General features: G+C 33.0%; 11 protein-coding genes. All 11 read left to right on the top strand.

Annotated elements, in window-relative coordinates; translation table 11 throughout:
* Positions 1-18 precede the first annotated feature (18 nt).
* The 11 genes from nifD (at position 19) to CLOCEL_RS14165 (ending at position 19152) form a co-directional block, all read left to right on the top strand.
* Positions 19-1620, top strand: a complete 1602-nt coding sequence (nifD, locus tag CLOCEL_RS14215) for a nitrogenase molybdenum-iron protein alpha chain (protein ID WP_010074629.1) — start codon at positions 19-21, stop codon at positions 1618-1620.
* Positions 1620-2981 carry a nitrogenase molybdenum-iron protein subunit beta gene (nifK, locus tag CLOCEL_RS14210; RefSeq protein WP_010074628.1) on the top strand — a complete coding sequence of 454 codons (1362 nt, stop codon included), beginning with the start codon at positions 1620-1622 and terminating at the stop codon, positions 2979-2981. Before nifD ends, nifK begins: the two co-directional genes overlap by 1 nt.
* Positions 2982-3184: 203 nt before the next feature.
* Positions 3185-4552: a nitrogenase iron-molybdenum cofactor biosynthesis protein NifE gene (gene nifE / locus CLOCEL_RS14205; protein ID WP_010074627.1), complete on the top strand. Its 1368-nt coding sequence runs from the start codon at positions 3185-3187 to the stop codon at positions 4550-4552.
* 11 nt (positions 4553-4563) lie between these two features.
* Positions 4564-7221 carry a nitrogenase cofactor biosynthesis protein NifB gene (nifB, locus tag CLOCEL_RS14200; RefSeq protein ID WP_010074626.1) on the top strand — a complete coding sequence of 886 codons (2658 nt, stop codon included), beginning with the start codon at positions 4564-4566 and terminating at the stop codon, positions 7219-7221.
* Between the two features lie 96 nt (positions 7222-7317).
* The gene (locus CLOCEL_RS14195) at positions 7318-8367 is read left to right on the top strand and encodes a homocitrate synthase/isopropylmalate synthase family protein (RefSeq protein ID WP_010074625.1); all 1050 of its coding nucleotides are present in this window, start codon (positions 7318-7320) and stop codon (positions 8365-8367) included.
* A gap of 77 nt (positions 8368-8444) precedes the next feature.
* A complete protein-coding gene (locus CLOCEL_RS14190; protein WP_010074624.1) occupies positions 8445-9254 on the top strand; it encodes a beta/alpha barrel domain-containing protein in 810 nt (269 codons plus the stop codon).
* 463 nt (positions 9255-9717) lie between these two features.
* Complete coding sequence (locus CLOCEL_RS14185; protein ID WP_010074623.1) at positions 9718-10197, top strand: hypothetical protein; 480 nt, start codon at positions 9718-9720, stop codon at positions 10195-10197.
* Positions 10198-10246: 49 nt separating this feature from the next.
* Positions 10247-11011: an RNA polymerase sigma-I factor gene (gene sigI, locus CLOCEL_RS14180; protein ID WP_198283742.1), complete on the top strand. Its 765-nt coding sequence runs from the start codon at positions 10247-10249 to the stop codon at positions 11009-11011.
* A 2-nt stretch (positions 11012-11013) separates the two neighbouring features.
* Positions 11014-11376: an anti-sigma factor domain-containing protein gene (locus CLOCEL_RS14175; protein ID WP_010074621.1), complete on the top strand. Its 363-nt coding sequence runs from the start codon at positions 11014-11016 to the stop codon at positions 11374-11376.
* A gap of 405 nt (positions 11377-11781) precedes the next feature.
* Positions 11782-16902 carry a cohesin domain-containing protein gene (locus CLOCEL_RS22045; protein ID WP_013291799.1) on the top strand — a complete coding sequence of 1707 codons (5121 nt, stop codon included), beginning with the start codon at positions 11782-11784 and terminating at the stop codon, positions 16900-16902.
* A 66-nt stretch (positions 16903-16968) separates the two neighbouring features.
* Positions 16969-19152 carry a glycoside hydrolase family 48 protein gene (locus CLOCEL_RS14165; RefSeq protein ID WP_013291798.1) on the top strand — a complete coding sequence of 728 codons (2184 nt, stop codon included), beginning with the start codon at positions 16969-16971 and terminating at the stop codon, positions 19150-19152.
* Positions 19153-19349: the final 197 nt, after the last annotated feature.

The following is a 19349-nucleotide window of genomic DNA, read 5'->3' as shown; positions in this document are numbered from 1 at the left end:
CATAAGGAGAGTGAGAATATGACAAGTTCCATTGATAAATTTGAGTTTATGGAAAAATATCCGGCTAAAACCTTTAAAGCTAGAAAAGAGCATATAGCTATAAAGAGTGCTGAAAATGAAAATCCTGATATTTTAGCTAACGTTAGAACAATTCCTGGTATCATCACAAATAGAGGGTGTTGTTACGCTGGTTGTAAAGGTGTTGTTCTTGGTCCAGTAAAAGATATGGTTCATATCGTTCACGGACCAATAGGATGTAGCTATTATACTTGGGGTACAAGAAGAAATAAAGCAAAAGCAAATGAAGGCGGAGATAACTTCATTGAATATGTATTCTCCACTGACATGCAAGAAAGAGACGTAGTTTTCGGTGGAGTTGCAAAGTTAAAACAAGCTATTAAAGAAGCTGTAGAATTATTTAATCCAGGAGCTATTGGTATTTACGCTACATGTCCAGTTGGATTAATAGGTGATGATATCAATGCCGTAGCTAAAGAAGCAGAAGCAGAATATGGTGTACCAGTTCTTTCTTTTAGTTGTGAAGGGTACAAAGGTGTAAGTCAATCTGCAGGCCACCATATTGCGAACAACTTACTTTTAGAAAAAGTAGTTGGTACTGGAGAAAAAGAACACAAGAAATATTCTATCAACATTCTAGGTGAATACAATATCGGTGGAGATGCTTGGGAAATTGAAAGGGTATTAGAGAAAATTGGATACAATGTTGTTTCTACATTAACAGGAGATGCAGCCTTTGATGATATAAAAACAGCTCACATAGCTGATATAAATCTTGTTCAATGTCACAGATCAATAAATTATATTGCAGAAATGCTTGAAACTAAATATGGTGTTCCATGGATGAAGGTTAACTTTATCGGTTTAAGTGGAATGGTAGGTACTTTAAGAGATTTAGCTACTTTCTTTGATGATCCAGAGCTTACTGCAAAAACTGAAGCAGTTATCCAAGAAGAGTTAGATGCAATAATGGGAGAAATGCAATACTACAAAGAAAAGTTAGAAGGAAAAACTGCGTGTCTTTTCGTTGGTGGATCAAGAGCTCATCATTATCAATATCTATTAAATGATCTTGGAGTTCAAACACTTCTTTGTGGATATGAATTCGGTCATAGAGATGACTACCAAGGTAGAGAAATACTTCCGTTTATTAAAGAAGATGCAGATAGCAAAAACATCCCAGAAATATCTGTAGAAAAAGATGAAGAAAAATACAGAATAATTGTTTCACCAGAAAAATATGAAGTATTAAAAGAACAAATTCCACTAGGCTATTACGGCGGCATGATCAAGGATGTTACTGAAGGCGGAATTATGGTTGACGATTTAAATCACTATGAAACAGAAGAATTCATCAAGTTATTAAAGCCGGATATGTTCTTAACAGGTATTAAAGATAAATATGTAATCCAAAAGATGGGCGTATTGTCAAAACAATTACACTCATATGATTACACTGGTCCATATGCAGGTTTTAAAGGAGCATTAAACTTTGCTAGAGAATTATCAGCAGGGGTGTATACACCAGCTTGGAAATATTCTTTAGCTCCATGGAAGACTGAACCAATGATAGAAGGAAAAGTAGTAGGAGGTGACGAGTAATGTTAGATCATACACCAAAGGAATATAAAGAAAGAAAAGCGTTAATGATAAATCCAGCAAAAACTTGTCAACCTATCGGTGCAATGTATGCAGCTCTAGGTGTTCATGGTTGTTTACCTCACAGCCATGGTTCACAAGGGTGTTGTTCATTCCACAGAATGCAATTAACAAGACATTTTAAAGATCCAATAATGGCTTCTACAAGCTCATTTACAGAAGGTGCCAGCGTATTCGGTGGTGGAGCTAACTTAAAAACAGCTTGTAAAAATATTTTCAGCATATATGATCCAGAAATAATAGCTGTTCATACAACTTGTCTTTCTGAAACAATAGGAGACGATTTAGCTACAATAATTTCTCAATGTCAAATTCCAGAAGGAAAGTACATGATTCATGCTAATACTCCAAGTTACAATGGATCACATGTTACTGGATTCTCAAGTATGACTAAAGCTTTTGTTGATTACCTTTCAGTATCTAATGGTACTTCTAATGGTAAGTTGAATATAATCCCAGGTTATGTTGGACCAGCAGAAATGAGAGAAATGAAGAGAATATTAAACCTTATGGAAATTCCTTTCACAATGTTACCAGATACAAGTGGGGTTGTAGATACACCTATGACTGGAGAATTTGTAATGTATCCAAAGGGTGGAACTTTAATCTCTGATATAATCGATGCTGGTAATTCAACTCATACTGTAGCTTTAGGAAGCTTTACTTCAAAAGCTGCTGCTATAGCTCTTGAAAAGAAGTGTGAAGTTCCATTTACAGAATTAAAAATTCCAGTAGGTGTAGAAGCTACTGATGAATTTATTATGGCTTTATCAAAACTTACTGGCAAGGAAGTGCCATATGAACTTGAAGAAGAAAGAGGTCAACTTGTTGACCTTATGCTAGACTGCTATCAATACTTCAATGGTAAAAAGGTTGCAATTGCTGGAGATCCAGATACAGTTATTCCTTTAGTTGAATTGATATTAAGTCTTGGTGCTATCCCAACATATGTAATCAGCGGTACACCAGGTGAAGCTTTTGAAAAAGCTGTAAAAACAATTTTAGATAAAGCTGGAGTAGATGGAAAAGTAAAAGCTTCAAGTGATTTCTTTGAACTACATCAATGGATGAAGAATGACCCAGTTGATTTATTAATCAGCAATACTCATGGAAAGTATATAGCAAGAGCGGAAAATATTCCATTTGTTAGGTATGGTTTTCCAATCTTAGATAGATATGCACATCAATTTATGACTACAGTTGGTTACAAAGGTGCTATTAATTTAATTAGGGAAATGAGTGATGCAATTCTTGATCACATGGATAGAGAATGTAATGATGAAGATTTCGAATTAGTTAGATAGTTACAAAGTTTAGGCCTAGTTTATCACTAGGCTTAAACACTTAAATATACTAGGTAGTAATGATTATTTAAAAAAATTAAAATCAAAAAAGTTTCTTTAAAAAAAGTATATCTTTAAATAATATATCTTTCAATTTAAGAGGAAGTTTTCTTCCTCTTAAATTGAATATATAGTATCTGTTTAATATATATGGAGGTGGGTTTATGAACCAATTAAGCGCAAAGCAAAAAGATTTAGATGAAAAATATGAAATTGTAGAAGCTAGAGAAGCTTTTATATGTCGTAATTCCGACAAGAAAGGCTTAAATATGAAATGCGATTCAGAAAGTGTTTCTGGAGTTGTTAGTCAAAGAGCTTGTGTTTATTGCGGAGCTAGAGTTGTTTTAAATCCAATTACTGATGCCTACCATATAGTTCATGGACCTATAGGGTGTGCCAGTTACACCTGGGATATTAGAGGAAGTTTATCCAGTGGAGAAGAGATTTATAGAAATAGCTTTTCTACGGACTTAAGTGAGAAAGATGTAATTTTTGGTGGAGAGAAAAAATTAACAGCAGCTATTGATGAAATTGTAGCAAAACATTCGCCAAAACTTATTTTTATATATTCAACTTGTATTGTTGGTGTTATAGGAGACGATGTTGATGCAGTCTGCAAATCAGCAGAAAAAAGGCATAATATTAGAATTATTTCTGTAAAGTCGCCAGGTTTTGCAGGGCATAAAAAGATGGGCTATAAAGCGGCTTGTGATGCTCTTATAAAACTTATGAGTGAAGAGGAACCAAAAGATAAAGTACAAGGACTCAATTATCTTGGAGATTTTAATTTAGCTGGTGAGATGTGGATAGTTAAAGGGTATCTTGAAAAGATTGGAATAAAGCTTGTTACAAAGGTTACAGGGGATTCCAGTTACGAGGAACTTAAAAAAGCTCCAACGGCAAAGGTTAATATTGTTCAATGTGCAGGGTCAATGACCTATCTTGCTAAAAAGATGGAAGAATTATATGATATCCCATTTTTGAAGGTTAGTTTTTGTGGAATAGAAGATACTAAATTATCCTTACTTAAGATAGCTGATTATTTTGACAATGAAATTATTATGAAGAAAACACGAGACCTTATAAAAGTTGAAGAAGCAAAAGTTATAAAAGAAATTGAATTTTATAAGGAACGGTTAAAGGGTAAAAAAGCTGCAATTTATGTAGGTGGAGGATTTAAGGCAATATCCTTAATAAAGCAATTTAGAGAATTAGGTATGGATACAGTTATGGTTGGCACACAAACTGGTAAAAAAGAAGAATATGAGATGATAAAAAATCTTACTAATCCAGGAACTGTAATATTAGATGATGCAAATCCAACGGAACTTGAAAAGTTTATGCTAGAAAAAGGAGCAGATATCTTAGTAGGCGGTGTAAAGGAGAGACCTCTTGCTTATAAGTTAGGTGTTGCCTTTTGTGATCACAACCATGAGAGAAAACATGCATTGGCAGGTTTTGTAGGTGCAGTGAACTTTGCAAAAGAGATAGATTTAACAGTGAACAGCCCAGTGTGGGAGTTCATTAAATAGGAGGTAAGAGGATGAAGGAAAAAAATTATGCTAATTTAAATGTGAATCCTTGTAAAATGTGCATGCCTCTTGGAGCTATGTTAGCTTTTAAGGGAATTGAAGGGAATATGACTATCCTTCACGGCTCACAAGGATGTAGTACATATATTAGAAGGCACATGGCTACACATTACAATGAACCAGTTGACATTGCCTCTTCTTCATTAACAGAAGATGGAACAGTTTATGGAGGAGCAAAGAATTTAAAAAATGGAATCCGAAATATGATTAACCTTTATCATCCTACTACTATAGGTATTGCAACTACATGCCTTGCAGAAACAATAGGAGAAGATGTAAAAAGGATAGTTACAGAATTATATGAAGAAGAAAAAGAAACTGGGCTTTTAGATGACATTAAAATTATTTCTCTTGGAACCCCAGGGTATGGAGGGACACAGGCTGAAGGTTACTATAGAGCTATTAGAGCAATGGTTGAAACTTTAGCTGTAAAAACAGGCACTTCAAACAATAAAATTAATGTCATATGTGGAAATATAAATCCAGGTGATATAAGAAATATAAAGGCTTTATTTGAAAAAATGAAAATTGATTATGTGCTTTTACCTGATATATCAGAGAATTTAGATGGTGGACACAGTAGCAAATATAATAGGTTGAAAAATGGTGGTACAAAGGTTGAAGATATAGTTTCCATGGGCGATTCTATAGCTACTATAGAAATGGGGGTAACTGTTAGTGAAGAAGATTCAACAGCAGTATATCTAAGGGATAAATTCAATATTCCTATATATAAATGTCCAATACCTATTGGAGTTAAGAATACGGATATTTTCCTAGAGGTTTTATCAGAAGTATCAGGAAAAGCAATACCAGAAGAGTGTACGAAAGATAGAGAAAGATTGTTAGACGGAATGATCGATAATCACAAATATAATGGTGAAGCTAGAGCTGTAGTTTATGGTGAACCAGAATTAGTTTTTGCAATAGTGAACACATGCAGTGAAAATGGAATAATTCCTAAAATTATAGCAACGGGATCTAAAAATAAAAAACTAGTAGAACTAGTGTTAGAAAAATCTTTTAAAGATGAAGAAATTATTGTATTAGATGATACAGATTTTGAAACTATAGAGGCTTTAGCAAAAGAAAATCATGTAAATATGATGATTGGAAATTCAGATGGAAGACGTATGGCAGAGAGATTAAATTTAGAAATAGTTCGAATAGGTTTTCCAGTCCACGATAGAGTTGGAGCACAGAGAGAAATATTTACGTTATACAATGGAACTGGTTCTTTCATTGATAAAACTGCCAACGTTATATTGAAATACAAAGAGGAGCATTTTAGAGAAGAAGCTTATAACAAATACTATGATGATAGAAAAGACGAAAATGTCGGGAGGGAGATCACTATGATTACCAATAAGGAGAAAACTTTAACTCATCCATGTTATAACCAAGGAGCTCATGAATTTAGCAGGATGCATATACCTGTGGCACCAAAGTGTAATATTCAGTGTAACTACTGTGTAAGAAAATATGATTGTACAAATGAAAGTCGACCAGGGGTAACTAGTGATGTCTTGTCACCAGAGGGAGCATTAGAAAAAGTAAAAGCTGTAAAAGCTAAAATTGACAATTTAAAAGTATTGGGAATTGCAGGACCAGGAGATGCTTTAGCAAATTTTGAAGAAACAAAACAATCTATTAAGTTGATAAAAAATGAATATCCAGACATGACTATGTGTTTATCTACTAATGGTTTGATGTTACCTTTTTATGCTAATGACATTGTTGAATTAGGCGTATCTCATGTTACTGTTACTATAAATGCAGTAGAAAAAGAGATTGCAGCTAAGATATATAAACATATCGATTATTTAGGTACTAGATATGAAGGAGAAGCAGCAGCGGAAATAATGATAAATAACCAGCTTTCAGGACTGAAATACCTTGCTTCAAAAGGTGTTGTCTGTAAGGTTAACATCGTTATGATTAAAGGGATAAATGATCATCACATAGAGAAGGTTGTAGCAAAAGCTAAAGAATGTGGAGCGTTTATTTCTAATATAATGCAACATATTCCAGTAAAGGGTAGTGGATTCGAAGATAGACCTTTAGTCAGCAATATAGAATTAAATGATATGAGAAAGAAATGTGAAGGGTTAATGAAGCAAATGTACCATTGTAAACAATGTAGAGCAGATGCAATTGGAACTTTGAATCAAGATAGATCAATTGAGTTTAGAAATTTTAGTTGTTCAGGTTCTTGCAGTAACAAAAAAGCTAAGGAAAATAAAAAAAGTTATAGGTTTGCTATAGCTACAAAAAGTGGAATAAATATAGATGAACATTTTGGACAAGCTGAAGAGTTCCATATATATTCATACTGTGATGGAGATATAAAGTTTGATGAAAAAAGAGTTGTGGCTAAATATTGTAACGGTATAGAGGATTGTGAGGATCATGATGATAAAATAGCTAAAATAATTAAGGTTGTAAGTGATTGTGTTGGTGTATTAGCAATTAGAGCGGGAGAATCACCAGTTAAAAGACTTGCTGAAAAGGGAATAACAATTTTTCAAATGTATGATGGAATTTATAATGGTATAAATAAAGCTATGGAGACTGTAAAAGAAAATGAAAAACAAGTGGTTAATAAGTAAGAATACAAGGTTACAGCTAGTTAGTATTTTGCTTAAGTGATTTATATATAACTAGGATTTTTGATAATACTAGCAAATATATTAGGAGGAATAACAATGTCTATTAGAATTGATCATAAAATAAAGTATATATTTGATAGAACTTTGACTAAGGAAGCTTCTAGAAAAAAACAATTAAATAATATCATAATTAAGGAGTTTATCTCTAATTCAAGGACAATAGGCATTGATTATTTCGAAATAAATAAGTCACTATTAGGGTTTATAGGAAGAGGAGAAGAGGTTGGTCACTATATATATCATATAGGTAATGGCGAAGATATAACTGGATTGGAAATTTACCAGTTTCAAAAATACATAGTTTCATATGAGGATTATCCTAAGTTAAATCTTCATAACTTTTTGAAACAGATTTCTAAAGCTGAAATTATTTTAGAAATCTCTCTAAATGACATTGAAACATCGGATTCAAGGTGGATCTCGGAAATAATCAATAAACTTGAAGTTAAGCTCATAATAATAAAAGACATAGACTATTATGATTATATTCTTAGAGAAAAATATATAGATGGAATAAAAGAAGTATATAATGTAGAAATTTCTTTTTGTGCTAGTAACAGATTAAACATGGCTACGGCTGTAACTTTAGAAGGGTTATTAGATGGAAATGAAATGATTATTGGTACTTTTAACGGTGAAGTTTATGGAGTAGCTTCTATTGAAGAGGTTTTACTTGCACTAAAGGTAATAAAAGATTATAAAATCATTGGAGATATTAGTGGTATAAAAAAACTTACCCAGAATTATCAAGAGCTGACCTCAGAAAATATATCAAGGATTAAGCCGGTAATAGGAGAAGAAATATTTAACTTTGAATCTGGAATTCATGCCGATGGAATAATAAAGTCTCCATTAACATATGAGCCGTATGAACCTGAACTTGTTGGAACAAATAGGCGTATGATTATAGGTAAACATTCAGGTACTAAGGCTATTGAATATAGGCTTATGCAGCTTAATATTTTATCAAGCGATGTGAATTTGAAGTGGATGTTAGAAGAAGTAAGAGAAGCAAGCATACGTCATAGAAGAGGACTAAAAGATGAGGAGCTAATGAAGATATATAGAAGATTACAAAATGCTTAAGTTTTTGGATTAAGCTTTGTTTTGAATTTTGTAGTGTTTGAGAAGAGTGACAGAAATATAGAAAGGTGGACAAAATGATGAAGGTTAAAATTGTGGATACTACATTGAGGGATGGCGAACAAAAAGCTGGAATTGCATTGGGTGTAAATGAAAAAGTTCAAATAGCCAAATATATAAGCGATTTAGATGTTTACCAATTAGAAGTTGGAGTTCCGGCTATGGGTGGAGAAGAAAAGAGGAGTATAGAAAAGATTGCTCAGCTTGGACTTTCATGTAAAATAGCAGCTTGGAATAGAATGTCTATTGAAGATATACGACATTCTATTGATTGTAATGTAGATATAATTCATATTTCTGTACCTACATCAGATATACAAATTAATTCAAAATTGAATAAAGACAGAAAGTGGGTATTAAGTCAAATGTCTAGAGCTATATACTTTGCAAAGGAAAAAGGATATGAGGTAAACTTGGGGTTTGAGGATGCTTCTAGAGCTTCTATAGATTTCCTTATAGAGCTTTCTAGATATGCAAGTTGCTTAGATGTTAAGACTGTTAGGTATGCAGATACTGTTGGAATTCTTTATCCAAGAAAAACCTTTGAAATCATAAGTTCTTTGAAGAAAAATACTGATATGGCTATAGAAATACATAGTCATAATGATTTTGGTATGGCCATTTCAAATTCTATAGCAGCAATAAAAGCTGGAGCAGAATTTGTAGATTGTACCTTTGGTGGTATTGGTGAAAGAGCAGGAAATTGTGATTTGATAAAATTTTTGAATTCATATTCTGTGTTAATAGAAAGAGAAATGAAAGATAAATATAAGAGTTTGAAAGAAACTGAAAGAATGATTATGAATTGGTGTTTTGGTATTAGTAGCTAGGTGAGAGATAACCTAGCTTTTGCGTGTTTAAAATGTTATTTAAAAAATAACAATAAAATTGTAATTATATTATAACTAAATTTACTTGAAAATACATAATACATTGAAATTGCATCAAAATAATACATTAATAATAAAATATTGACATTATTCAATTTTGAGTATATAATCAGAGCAAAAGAATAAAATTAAAAACAATGATGAGGATACAAAATATCAACTTAAGGAAGTCAACAAATTTAGATTCCTAAAGTTAAAATAATATTTAGGAATCTATGAAGTTAGTTAAACTAAGGTATCTTTAAACGGGTGCTTACCGTTAAAGAAGAAGGATTATCGGTGAAAATCCGTAAAGTTTGAGATTTTATTTGATTAAATATAGGTGATACTACGGATAATAACCTTCATCCTTTTAGGGGGGATGAGGGTTTTTTGATTTCCGAAGTCAAGAGGGGGTATGAGTATGAGGCTTAATGGCTCAGAAATTACAGTTAGTTTATTAGAATCACAGGGGAGCGGAGCGAAGATTAGATTTCCTAAGGAACAAAATCAGCAAAGCTATGAAGAATGGTACAAAGGGCAGATCCAACTTGAATGGCACAAAAAAAATGTTGGATTAAATAGTCCTATAGAGACAGAAATTAAGAACAATATTTCTACTGATTCTTATCAAAAGGTTTTCATGACAAGAGATGAGACAACTATTAATAATAATTGGAGAAAATCGGTACTAATTGTAATCGATTTACAAAACGATACTTTCGGTGGAGAGTTCGTTTCTAGCCAACAGCCAAAAGTAAAATTAAATGATGAACCGATGAATAGTGAAAATGAACCTGAAAAAACAATGATACTAAACTGGTATACAGAGAACGAAAATGATGAATCTCCAAAGTGTTTTTATGAAATAAATAATATGACTAATAAATATGTCGCTTTATAAGAAGTTAAAGTAAACATTGATGATGATAAATTGTATGGAAGGTGTTGCTTTGGAGGAGAGGTTAGATTTGAATATTCAGGATGTTACGTTAAATAAAAAAGTTGATGATATAAGATTTGATGATGAATTACAAAGAGAACAGCTAATTGAAGACTATATTCCTTTTATTATAAAGGTAGTTTCGAAAGTAACTGGTGGAAAATATATAGATATAAAAAATAGTGATGAATTTTCTATTGGTTTATCAGCTTTTAATGAAGCTATTGATTGTTTTAATATAGAAAAGCAAAAGAGCTTTTTAAGGTTTTCTGAACAGGTTATTAAGAGAAGATTAATTGATTATATTAGAAAAAATAAAAAATATAGAAATGTATATCCCTTTACATATTTTAATGATATAGACGATGAAGGCAATGAAGAGGAATTTTTAGGAGAAAGATATCAAGTAACATATCTCGGTGGGAAACATGAAAATAACTTAGAACAATTTGAAACAAATGCTGAGATTTTGACACTAAGAGAAAATTTAGCTAAGTTCGGAATAACCCTTGAAACATTAGTTGAATGTTCACCAAAACATAAGGATTCGAAAAAATCAGCTATAAAGGTTGCTAAAATTTTGAGTGAACAGGACAACTTGTTTCAAGAATTATGTAGAAACAAAAGAATTCCTATGGGGGAATTACTAAAAGCGATAGATGTTACTAAGAGAACTATAGAACGAAATAGAAAATTTATTATAGCTGTCAGTTTAATTTTAAGAAGTGATCTTTCTATAGTTAAGGATTATGTCAAAAATATTGAGGAGGAGTGAAGATGGAAAATGTAGGTGTTGTTTTAAAAATCAAAAAAAATAAAGCAATAATTTTTACTAATTCTAGTGAATTTATTAATATACATAGAAATAGACCACTGGTACTTGGACAACAAATTCAATTTGATGATAACGACATAATAAAGCACAAAAAGGATACCTTAAGACTTTCGTATATAGCAGCTTGTTTAGCAGCGTTAGTTTTTTTTATACCTACAAGTATACACAATTTGGCAACCAAAGGTGTACTAGCTATCATGGGTGATAGTGCAAGGATTGATCAAGGTCGAGGTTCATCTTATGCTAAAGGTAAAATAGTAAGTGGTTTAGATATGAATTTGAATAATGAAGAAGACAATATATAGTAGAAAAAAATAAAAAGAGAATTTATAAAAACGGATATAAAAATATCCGTTTTTTTACTTTTGGTGACACAATATTACATTGGAGGAATATAAAATATAAAATATATTTTTTTTAAAAATTTTTTTTAAAAAACCCACCTAAAAAAAACGTTATCATCGAATTATTATAATGACAAATGAAAAAAAAGTAGTAGCTAAAGAAAGAACCATGTTTTAATTCATAGAAACTTAGGACAAGCTTCGAAAAAAGTATGGTACAGAAGTTTCTTGTATTGAGATGGCGAAATTTTTAGATGCTATTAGTTTTTCTTTGTAAAGTATTATTTAGGTTGAAGTAATAATTAAGTACCGAATTATTACTGATGCTTAAAGAATACAAAAAAATAAAAATGAGGGGGAGCAATTATGCAAAAAAAGAAATCGCTGAATTTATTGTTAGCATTAATGATGGTATTTGCTTTAGTACTACCAAGTATACCAGCTTTAGCAGCGACATCATCAATGTCAGTTGAATTTTACAACTCTAACAAATCAGCACAAACAAACTCAATTACACCAATAATCAAAATTACTAACACATCTGACAGTGATTTAAATTTAAATGACGTAAAAGTTAGATATTATTACACAAGTGATGGTACACAAGGACAAACTTTCTGGTGTGACCATGCTGGTGCATTATTAGGAAATAGCTATGTTGATAACACTAGCAAAGTGACAGCAAACTTCGTTAAAGAAACAGCAAGCCCAACATCAACCTATGATACATATGTTGAATTTGGATTTGCAAGCGGAGCAGCTACTCTTAAAAAAGGACAATTTATAACTATTCAAGGAAGAATAACAAAATCAGACTGGTCAAACTACACTCAAACAAATGACTATTCATTTGATGCAAGTAGTTCAACACCAGTTGTAAATCCAAAAGTTACAGGATATATAGGTGGAGCTAAAGTACTTGGTACAGCACCAGGTCCAGATGTACCATCTTCAATAATTAATCCTACTTCTGCAACATTTGATAAAAATGTAACTAAACAAGCAGATGTTAAAACTACTATGACTTTAAATGGTAACACATTTAAAACAATTACAGATGCAAACGGTACAGCTCTAAATGCAAGCACTGATTATAGTGTTTCTGGAAATGATGTAACAATAAGCAAAGCTTATTTAGCAAAACAATCAGTAGGAACAACTACATTAAACTTTAACTTTAGTGCAGGAAATCCTCAAAAATTAGTAATTACAGTAGTTGACACACCAGTTGAAGCTGTAACAGCTACAATTGGAAAAGTACAAGTAAATGCTGGAGAAACGGTAGCAGTACCAGTTAACTTAACAAAAGTTCCAGCAGCTGGTTTAGCAACAATTGAATTACCATTAACTTTTGATTCTGCATCATTAGAAGTAGTATCAATAACTGCTGGAGATATCGTATTAAATCCATCAGTAAACTTCTCTTCTACAGTAAGTGGAAGCACAATAAAATTATTATTCTTAGATGATACATTAGGAAGCCAATTAATCACTAAGGATGGAGTTTTTGCAACAATAACATTTAAAGCAAAAGCTATAACTGGAACAACTGCAAAAGTAACTTCAGTTAAATTAGCTGGAACACCAGTAGTTGGTGATGCGCAATTACAAGAAAAACCTTGTGCAGTTAACCCAGGAACAGTAACTATCAATCCAATCGATAATAGAATGCAAATTTCAGTTGGAACAGCAACAGTAAAAGCTGGAGAAATAGCAGCAGTGCCAGTAACATTAACAAGTGTTCCATCAACTGGAATAGCAACTGCTGAAGCACAAGTAAGTTTTGATGCAACATTATTAGAAGTAGCATCAGTAACTGCTGGAGATATCGTATTAAATCCAACAGTAAACTTCTCTTATACAGTAAACGGAAATGTAATAAAATTATTATTCCTAGATGATACATTAGGAAGCCAATTAATTAGTAAAGATGGAGTTTTTGTAACAATAAACTTCAAAGCAAAAGCTGTAACAAGCACAGTAACAACACCAGTTACAGTATCAGGAACACCTGTATTTGCAGATGGTACATTAGCAGAAGTACAATCTAAAACAGCAGCAGGTAGCGTTACAATAAATATTGGAGATCCTATACTAGAACCAACAATAAGCCCTGTAACTGCAACTTTTGATAAAAAAGCACCAGCAGACGTTGCAACAACAATGACATTAAATGGTTATACATTTAACGGAATCACAGGATTAACAACATCAGACTACAGTATTTCAGGTAATGTAGTGAAAATTAGCCAAGCATATTTAGCTAAACAACCAGTTGGAGATCTTACATTAACATTTAACTTCTCAAATGGTAATAAAACTGCAACAGCTAAATTAGTAGTATCAATCAAAGATGCACCAAAAACTGTAACAGCTACAGTTGGAACAGCAACAGTAAACGCTGGAGAAACAGTAGCAGTACCAGTAACATTATCAAATGTTTCAGGAATATCAACTGCTGAATTACAATTAAGTTTTGATGCAACATTATTAGAAGTAGTATCAATAACTGCTGGAGATATCGTATTAAACCCATCAGTAAACTTCTCTTCTGTAGTAAACGGAAGCACAATAAAATTATTATTCCTAGATGATACATTAGGAAGCCAATTAATCAGTAAAGATGGAGTTTTCGCAACAATAAACTTCAAAGCAAAATCGGTAACAAGCACAGTAACAACACCAGTTAAAGTATCAGGAACACCTGTATTTGCAGATGGTACATTAGCTGAGTTAAGCTATGAAACAGTAGCAGGTAGCGTTACAATAAATGCAATTGGACCTGTTAAAACTGTAACAGCTACAGTTGGAACAGCAACAGTAAAATCAGGAGAAACAGTAGCAGTACCAGTAACATTATCAAATGTTCCAGGAATAGCAACTGCTGAATTACAATTAAGTTTTGATGCAACATTATTAGAAGTAGCATCAATAACTGTTGGAGATATCGTATTAAACCCATCAGTAAACTTCTCTTCTGTAGTAAACGGAAGCACAATAAAATTATTATTCCTAGATGATACATTAGGAAGCCAATTAATCAGCAAAGATGGAGTTTTAGCAACAATAAACTTCAAAGCAAAAACTGTAACAAGCACAGTAACAACACCAGTAGCAGTATCAGGAACACCTGTATTTGCAGATGGTACATTAGCAGAATTACAATCTAAAACAGTAGCAGGTAGCGTTACAATAGAACCAAGTCAACCTGTTAAAACTGTAACAGCTACAGTTGGAACAGCAACAGTAAAATCAGGAGAAACAGTAGCAGTACCAGTAACATTATCAAATGTTCCAGGAATAGCAACTGCTGAATTACAAGTAGGCTTTGATGCAACATTATTAGAAGTAGCATCAATAACTGTTGGAGATATCGTATTAAACCCATCAGTAAACTTCTCTTCTGTAGTAAACGGAAGCACAATAAAATTATTATTCCTAGATGATACATTAGGAAGCCAATTAATCAGCAAAGATGGAGTTTTAGCAACAATAAACTTCAAAGCAAAAACTGTAACAAGCAAAGTAACAACACCAGTAGCAGTATCAGGAACACCTGTATTTGCAGATGGTACATTAGCAGAATTAAAATATGAAACAGTAGCAGGTAGCGTTACAATAGAACCAAGTCAACCTGTTAAAACTGTAACAGCTACAGTTGGCACAGCAACAGGTAAAGTTGGGGAAACAGTAGCGGTACCAGTAACATTATCAAATGTTCCAGGAATAGCAACTGCTGAAGTACAAGTAGGTTTTGATGCAACATTATTAGAAGTAGCATCAATAACTGCTGGAGATATCGTATTAAATCCATCAGTAAACTTCTCTTCTGTAGTAAATGGAAGCACAATAAAAATATTATTCCTAGATGATACATTAGGAAGCCAATTAATCAGTAAAGATGGAGTTTTCGCAACAATAAACTTCAAAATAAAAGCTGTACCAAGCACAGGAACAACACCAGTAGCAATATCAGGAACACCTGTATTTGCAGATGGTACATTAGCAGAAGTACAATATAAAACAGTAGCAGGTAGTGTTACAATAGCTGCTGCAGATATCAAAGCTGTAAAAGCTACAGTTGGAACAGCAACAGGTAAAGCTGGGGATACAGTAGCAGTACCAGTAACATTATCAAATGTTTCAGGAATAGCAACAGTTGAACTACAATTAAGCTTTGATGCAACATTATTAGAAGTAGCATCAATAACTGCTGGAGATATCGTATTAAATCCATCAGTAAACTTCTCTTCTGTAGTAAATGGAAGCACAATAAAAATATTATTCCTAGATGATACATTAGGAAGCCAATTAATCAGTAAAGATGGAGTTTTCGCAACAGTAAACTTCAAAGTTAAATCAACTGCAACAAATAGTGCAGTAACACCAGTTACAGTATCAGGAACACCTGTATTTGCAGATGGTACATTAGCAGAGTTAAAATCTGAATCAGCAGCTGGAAGCGTAACTATATTACCAACTGTAATAATAGTTGACTCAACAGTAGCTCCAACAGCTGTAACATTTGATAAAGCTAATCAAGCAGATGCTGCAATAACAATGACATTAAACGGAAACACATTCTCAGCAATAAAGAATGGAACAGCTACATTAGTAAAAGGAACTGATTACACAGTTTCAGAAAATGTAGTAACAATCAGCAAAGCTTACTTAGCTAAGCAAACTGGAACAGTTACATTAGAATTTGTATTTGACAAAGGAAATTCAGCTAAAGTTGTTGTAGCTGTAAAAGAAATTCAAATTGTAAATTCAACAATAACTCCAGTAGTAGCAACATTTGAAAAAACTGCTGCTAAACAAGCAGATGTTGTAGTAACAATGTCTTTAAATGGTAACACATTCTCAGCAATAAAGAATGGAACAACTACATTAGTAAAAGGAACTGATTACACAATTTCAGGAAGCACAGTAACAATCAGCAAAGCTTACCTAGCTACATTAGCAGATGGAAGTGCAACATTAGAATTTGTATTTAACCAAGGGGCTAGTGCAAAATTAGCATTAACTATAGTACCAGCAGTAGTAGATCCAGTAGTAACTGATTTTGCTGTTAAAATTGACAAAGTATCTGCAGCAGCAGGTTCTACAGTTAAAGTTCCAGTATCATTAATTAATGTTTCTAAGGTTGGAAATGTTTGTGTAGCTGAATACAAAATCAGCTTTGACTCAAGTGTACTTACATATGTAGGAACTACAGCAGGAACATCAATCAAAAATCCTGCAGTTAACTTCTCATCACAACTTAACGGAAACACTATTACATTATTATTCTTTGACAATACAATTGGAAATGAATTAATAACAGCTGATGGTCAATTCGCTACAATCGAATTCAAAGTTAATGCAGCAGCTACTTCAGGAACAACTGCAGAAGTTAAAGTAGCAACTATAAGCTCATTCGCTGATGCATCATTAACTGAAATCACTAAAGTAGCTACAGTTAACGGAAGTGTTAAAGTTAGCTAATATATAAATAATATTTAAAATCAATAAATCAATCGGGGAAAATTTAAAAAAAGAGAGGGATAATCAATGAGAAAAAGATTAAATAAGATCGTTGCTGTTGCTTTAACTGCAACAACTATATCATCAGTAGCAGCTACTGTTAATACAGCTCAAGTTTCAGCTGCACCAGTAGTGCCAAATAATGAGTATGTTCAACACTTTAAGGATATGTACGCTAAGATCCATAATGCAAACAATGGATACTTCAGTGATGAAGGAATACCTTATCACGCAGTTGAAACATTAATGGTTGAAGCACCAGACTATGGTCATGAAACTACAAGTGAAGCTTTCAGTTACTATATGTGGCTTGAAGCTATGAACGCTAAGCTTACTGGAGATTTCTCAGGATTCAAAAAAGCTTGGGATGTAACTGAAAAGTACATAATTCCAGGTGAGACTGATCAACCAAGCGCAAGTATGAGCAATTATGATCCAAATAAGCCAGCTACATATGCAGCTGAACATCCAGATCCAAGCATGTACCCATCTCAATTACAATTTGGTGCTGCTGTAGGTAAGGATCCATTATACAATGAATTAAAATCTACTTATGGAACTAGCCAAGTATATGGTATGCATTGGTTACTAGATGTTGATAACTGGTATGGTTTTGGTGGTGCAACAAGCACAAGCCCAGTATACATCAACACTTTCCAAAGAGGTGTTCAAGAATCTTGTTGGGAAACTGTGCCACAACCATGTAAAGACGAAATGAAGTACGGTGGAAGAAACGGTTTCTTAGATCTATTCACTGGTGATTCACAATACGCAACTCAATTTAAATATACTAACGCTCCAGACGCAGATGCTCGTGCAGTTCAAGCTACTTACTATGCACAATTAGCTGCTAAAGAATGGGGAGTAGACATCAGCTCATATGTAGCAAAATCTACTAAGATGGGTGACTTCTTAAGATATTCATTCTTTGATAAATACTTTAGAAAAGTTGGAAATTCAACACAAGCAGGAACTGGATATGATTCAGCTCAATACCTATTAAACTGGTACTATGCTTGGGGTGGTGGAATCAGCTCAAACTGGTCTTGGAGAATTGGATCAAGCCATAACCATTTCGGATACCAAAACCCAATGGCAGCATGGATATTATCAAATACATCTGACTTTAAACCAAAGTCACCAAATGCTGCTACAGATTGGAATAACAGTTTAAAGAGACAAATAGAATTCTATCAATGGTTACAATCTGCTGAAGGTGGTATCGCTGGAGGAGCTAGTAACTCAAATGGAGGAAGCTATCAAGCATGGCCAGCAGGTACTGCAACATTCTACGGAATGGGATATACTCCTCACCCAGTATACGAAGATCCAGGTAGTAACGAATGGTTTGGTATGCAAGCATGGTCAATGCAACGTGTGGCTGAATACTACTACAGTTCAAAAGATCCAGCAGCTAAATCATTACTTGATAAATGGGCTAAATGGGCTTGTGCAAATGTTCAATTCGATGATGCAGCTAAGAAATTTAAGATTCCTGCTAAATTAGTATGGACTGGACAACCAGATACTTGGACTGGATCATATACAGGAAATTCAAATCTTCATGTTAAAGTTGAAGCTTATGGAGAAGATCTTGGAGTAGCAGGTTCACTTTCTAATGCATTATCATATTATGCAAAAGCTCTTGAATCTAGCACAGATGCTGCAGATAAAGTAGCATATAACACTGCAAAAGAAACTTCTAGAAAGATACTTGATTACTTATGGGCAAGCTACCAAGATGATAAGGGTATAGCAGTTACTGAAACAAGAAATGATTTCAAACGTTTCAATCAATCTGTATATATTCCATCAGGTTGGACAGGAAAAATGCCTAATGGAGATGTAATCCAAAGTGGAGCTACTTTCTTAAGCATACGTTCAAAATACAAACAAGATCCATCATGGCCAAAAGTTGAAGCTGCTTTAGCAAATGGTACTGGTGTTGATATGACATACCACAGATTCTGGGGTCAAAGTGATATCGCTATAGCATTTGGAACATACGGTACATTATTCACAGACCCTACTCCAGGATTAAAAGGTGATGTTAACTCTGATGCTAAAGTAAATGCTATAGATTTAGCTATATTAAAGAAATACATCTTAGATTCAACAACTAAAATTAACACTGCTAATTCTGATATGAACGGTGATGGAAAAGTTAATGCAATGGATTTAGCTTTATTAAAGAAAGCACTTCTTGCTTAAGATTAAATAACTTTAGATCGAAATTGTAAGGTTATTTAAGGCTGGACAATATCAAGTATATTGTCCAGCTACTTTAAAAAATATTGGGAAACACTGTGTAAGGTAAACTTAAACCATGGATATGAAATATAGTAAGATTAATGCCATTGCTATGGCAAACTTAAAATAAATATATTAGAGCATAAACATGAAATTTA

It is taken from the genome of Clostridium cellulovorans 743B (assembly GCF_000145275.1).
Lineage (GTDB): Bacteria > Bacillota > Clostridia > Clostridiales > Clostridiaceae > Clostridium_K > Clostridium_K cellulovorans.
Note: the sequence above shows the minus strand (reverse complement) of the source record. Positions and strands in the feature narration are given on the sequence as shown.

What these genes read in the sequence shown, in the direction of transcription:
- nifD (WP_010074629.1), top strand. Translation starts at nt 19, where the DNA reads ATGACAAGTTCCATTGATAAATTTGAGTTTATGGAAAAATATCCGGCT.
- nifK (WP_010074628.1), top strand. Translation starts at nt 1,620, where the DNA reads ATGTTAGATCATACACCAAAGGAATATAAAGAAAGAAAAGCGTTAATG.
- nifE (WP_010074627.1), top strand. Translation starts at nt 3,185, where the DNA reads ATGAACCAATTAAGCGCAAAGCAAAAAGATTTAGATGAAAAATATGAA.
- nifB (WP_010074626.1), top strand. Translation starts at nt 4,564, where the DNA reads ATGAAGGAAAAAAATTATGCTAATTTAAATGTGAATCCTTGTAAAATG.
- CLOCEL_RS14195 (WP_010074625.1), top strand. Translation starts at nt 7,318, where the DNA reads ATGTCTATTAGAATTGATCATAAAATAAAGTATATATTTGATAGAACT.
- CLOCEL_RS14190 (WP_010074624.1), top strand. Translation starts at nt 8,445, where the DNA reads ATGAAGGTTAAAATTGTGGATACTACATTGAGGGATGGCGAACAAAAA.
- CLOCEL_RS14185 (WP_010074623.1), top strand. Translation starts at nt 9,718, where the DNA reads ATGAGGCTTAATGGCTCAGAAATTACAGTTAGTTTATTAGAATCACAG.
- CLOCEL_RS14175 (WP_010074621.1), top strand. Translation starts at nt 11,014, where the DNA reads ATGGAAAATGTAGGTGTTGTTTTAAAAATCAAAAAAAATAAAGCAATA.
- CLOCEL_RS22045 (WP_013291799.1), top strand. Translation starts at nt 11,782, where the DNA reads ATGCAAAAAAAGAAATCGCTGAATTTATTGTTAGCATTAATGATGGTA.
- CLOCEL_RS14165 (WP_013291798.1), top strand. Translation starts at nt 16,969, where the DNA reads ATGAGAAAAAGATTAAATAAGATCGTTGCTGTTGCTTTAACTGCAACA.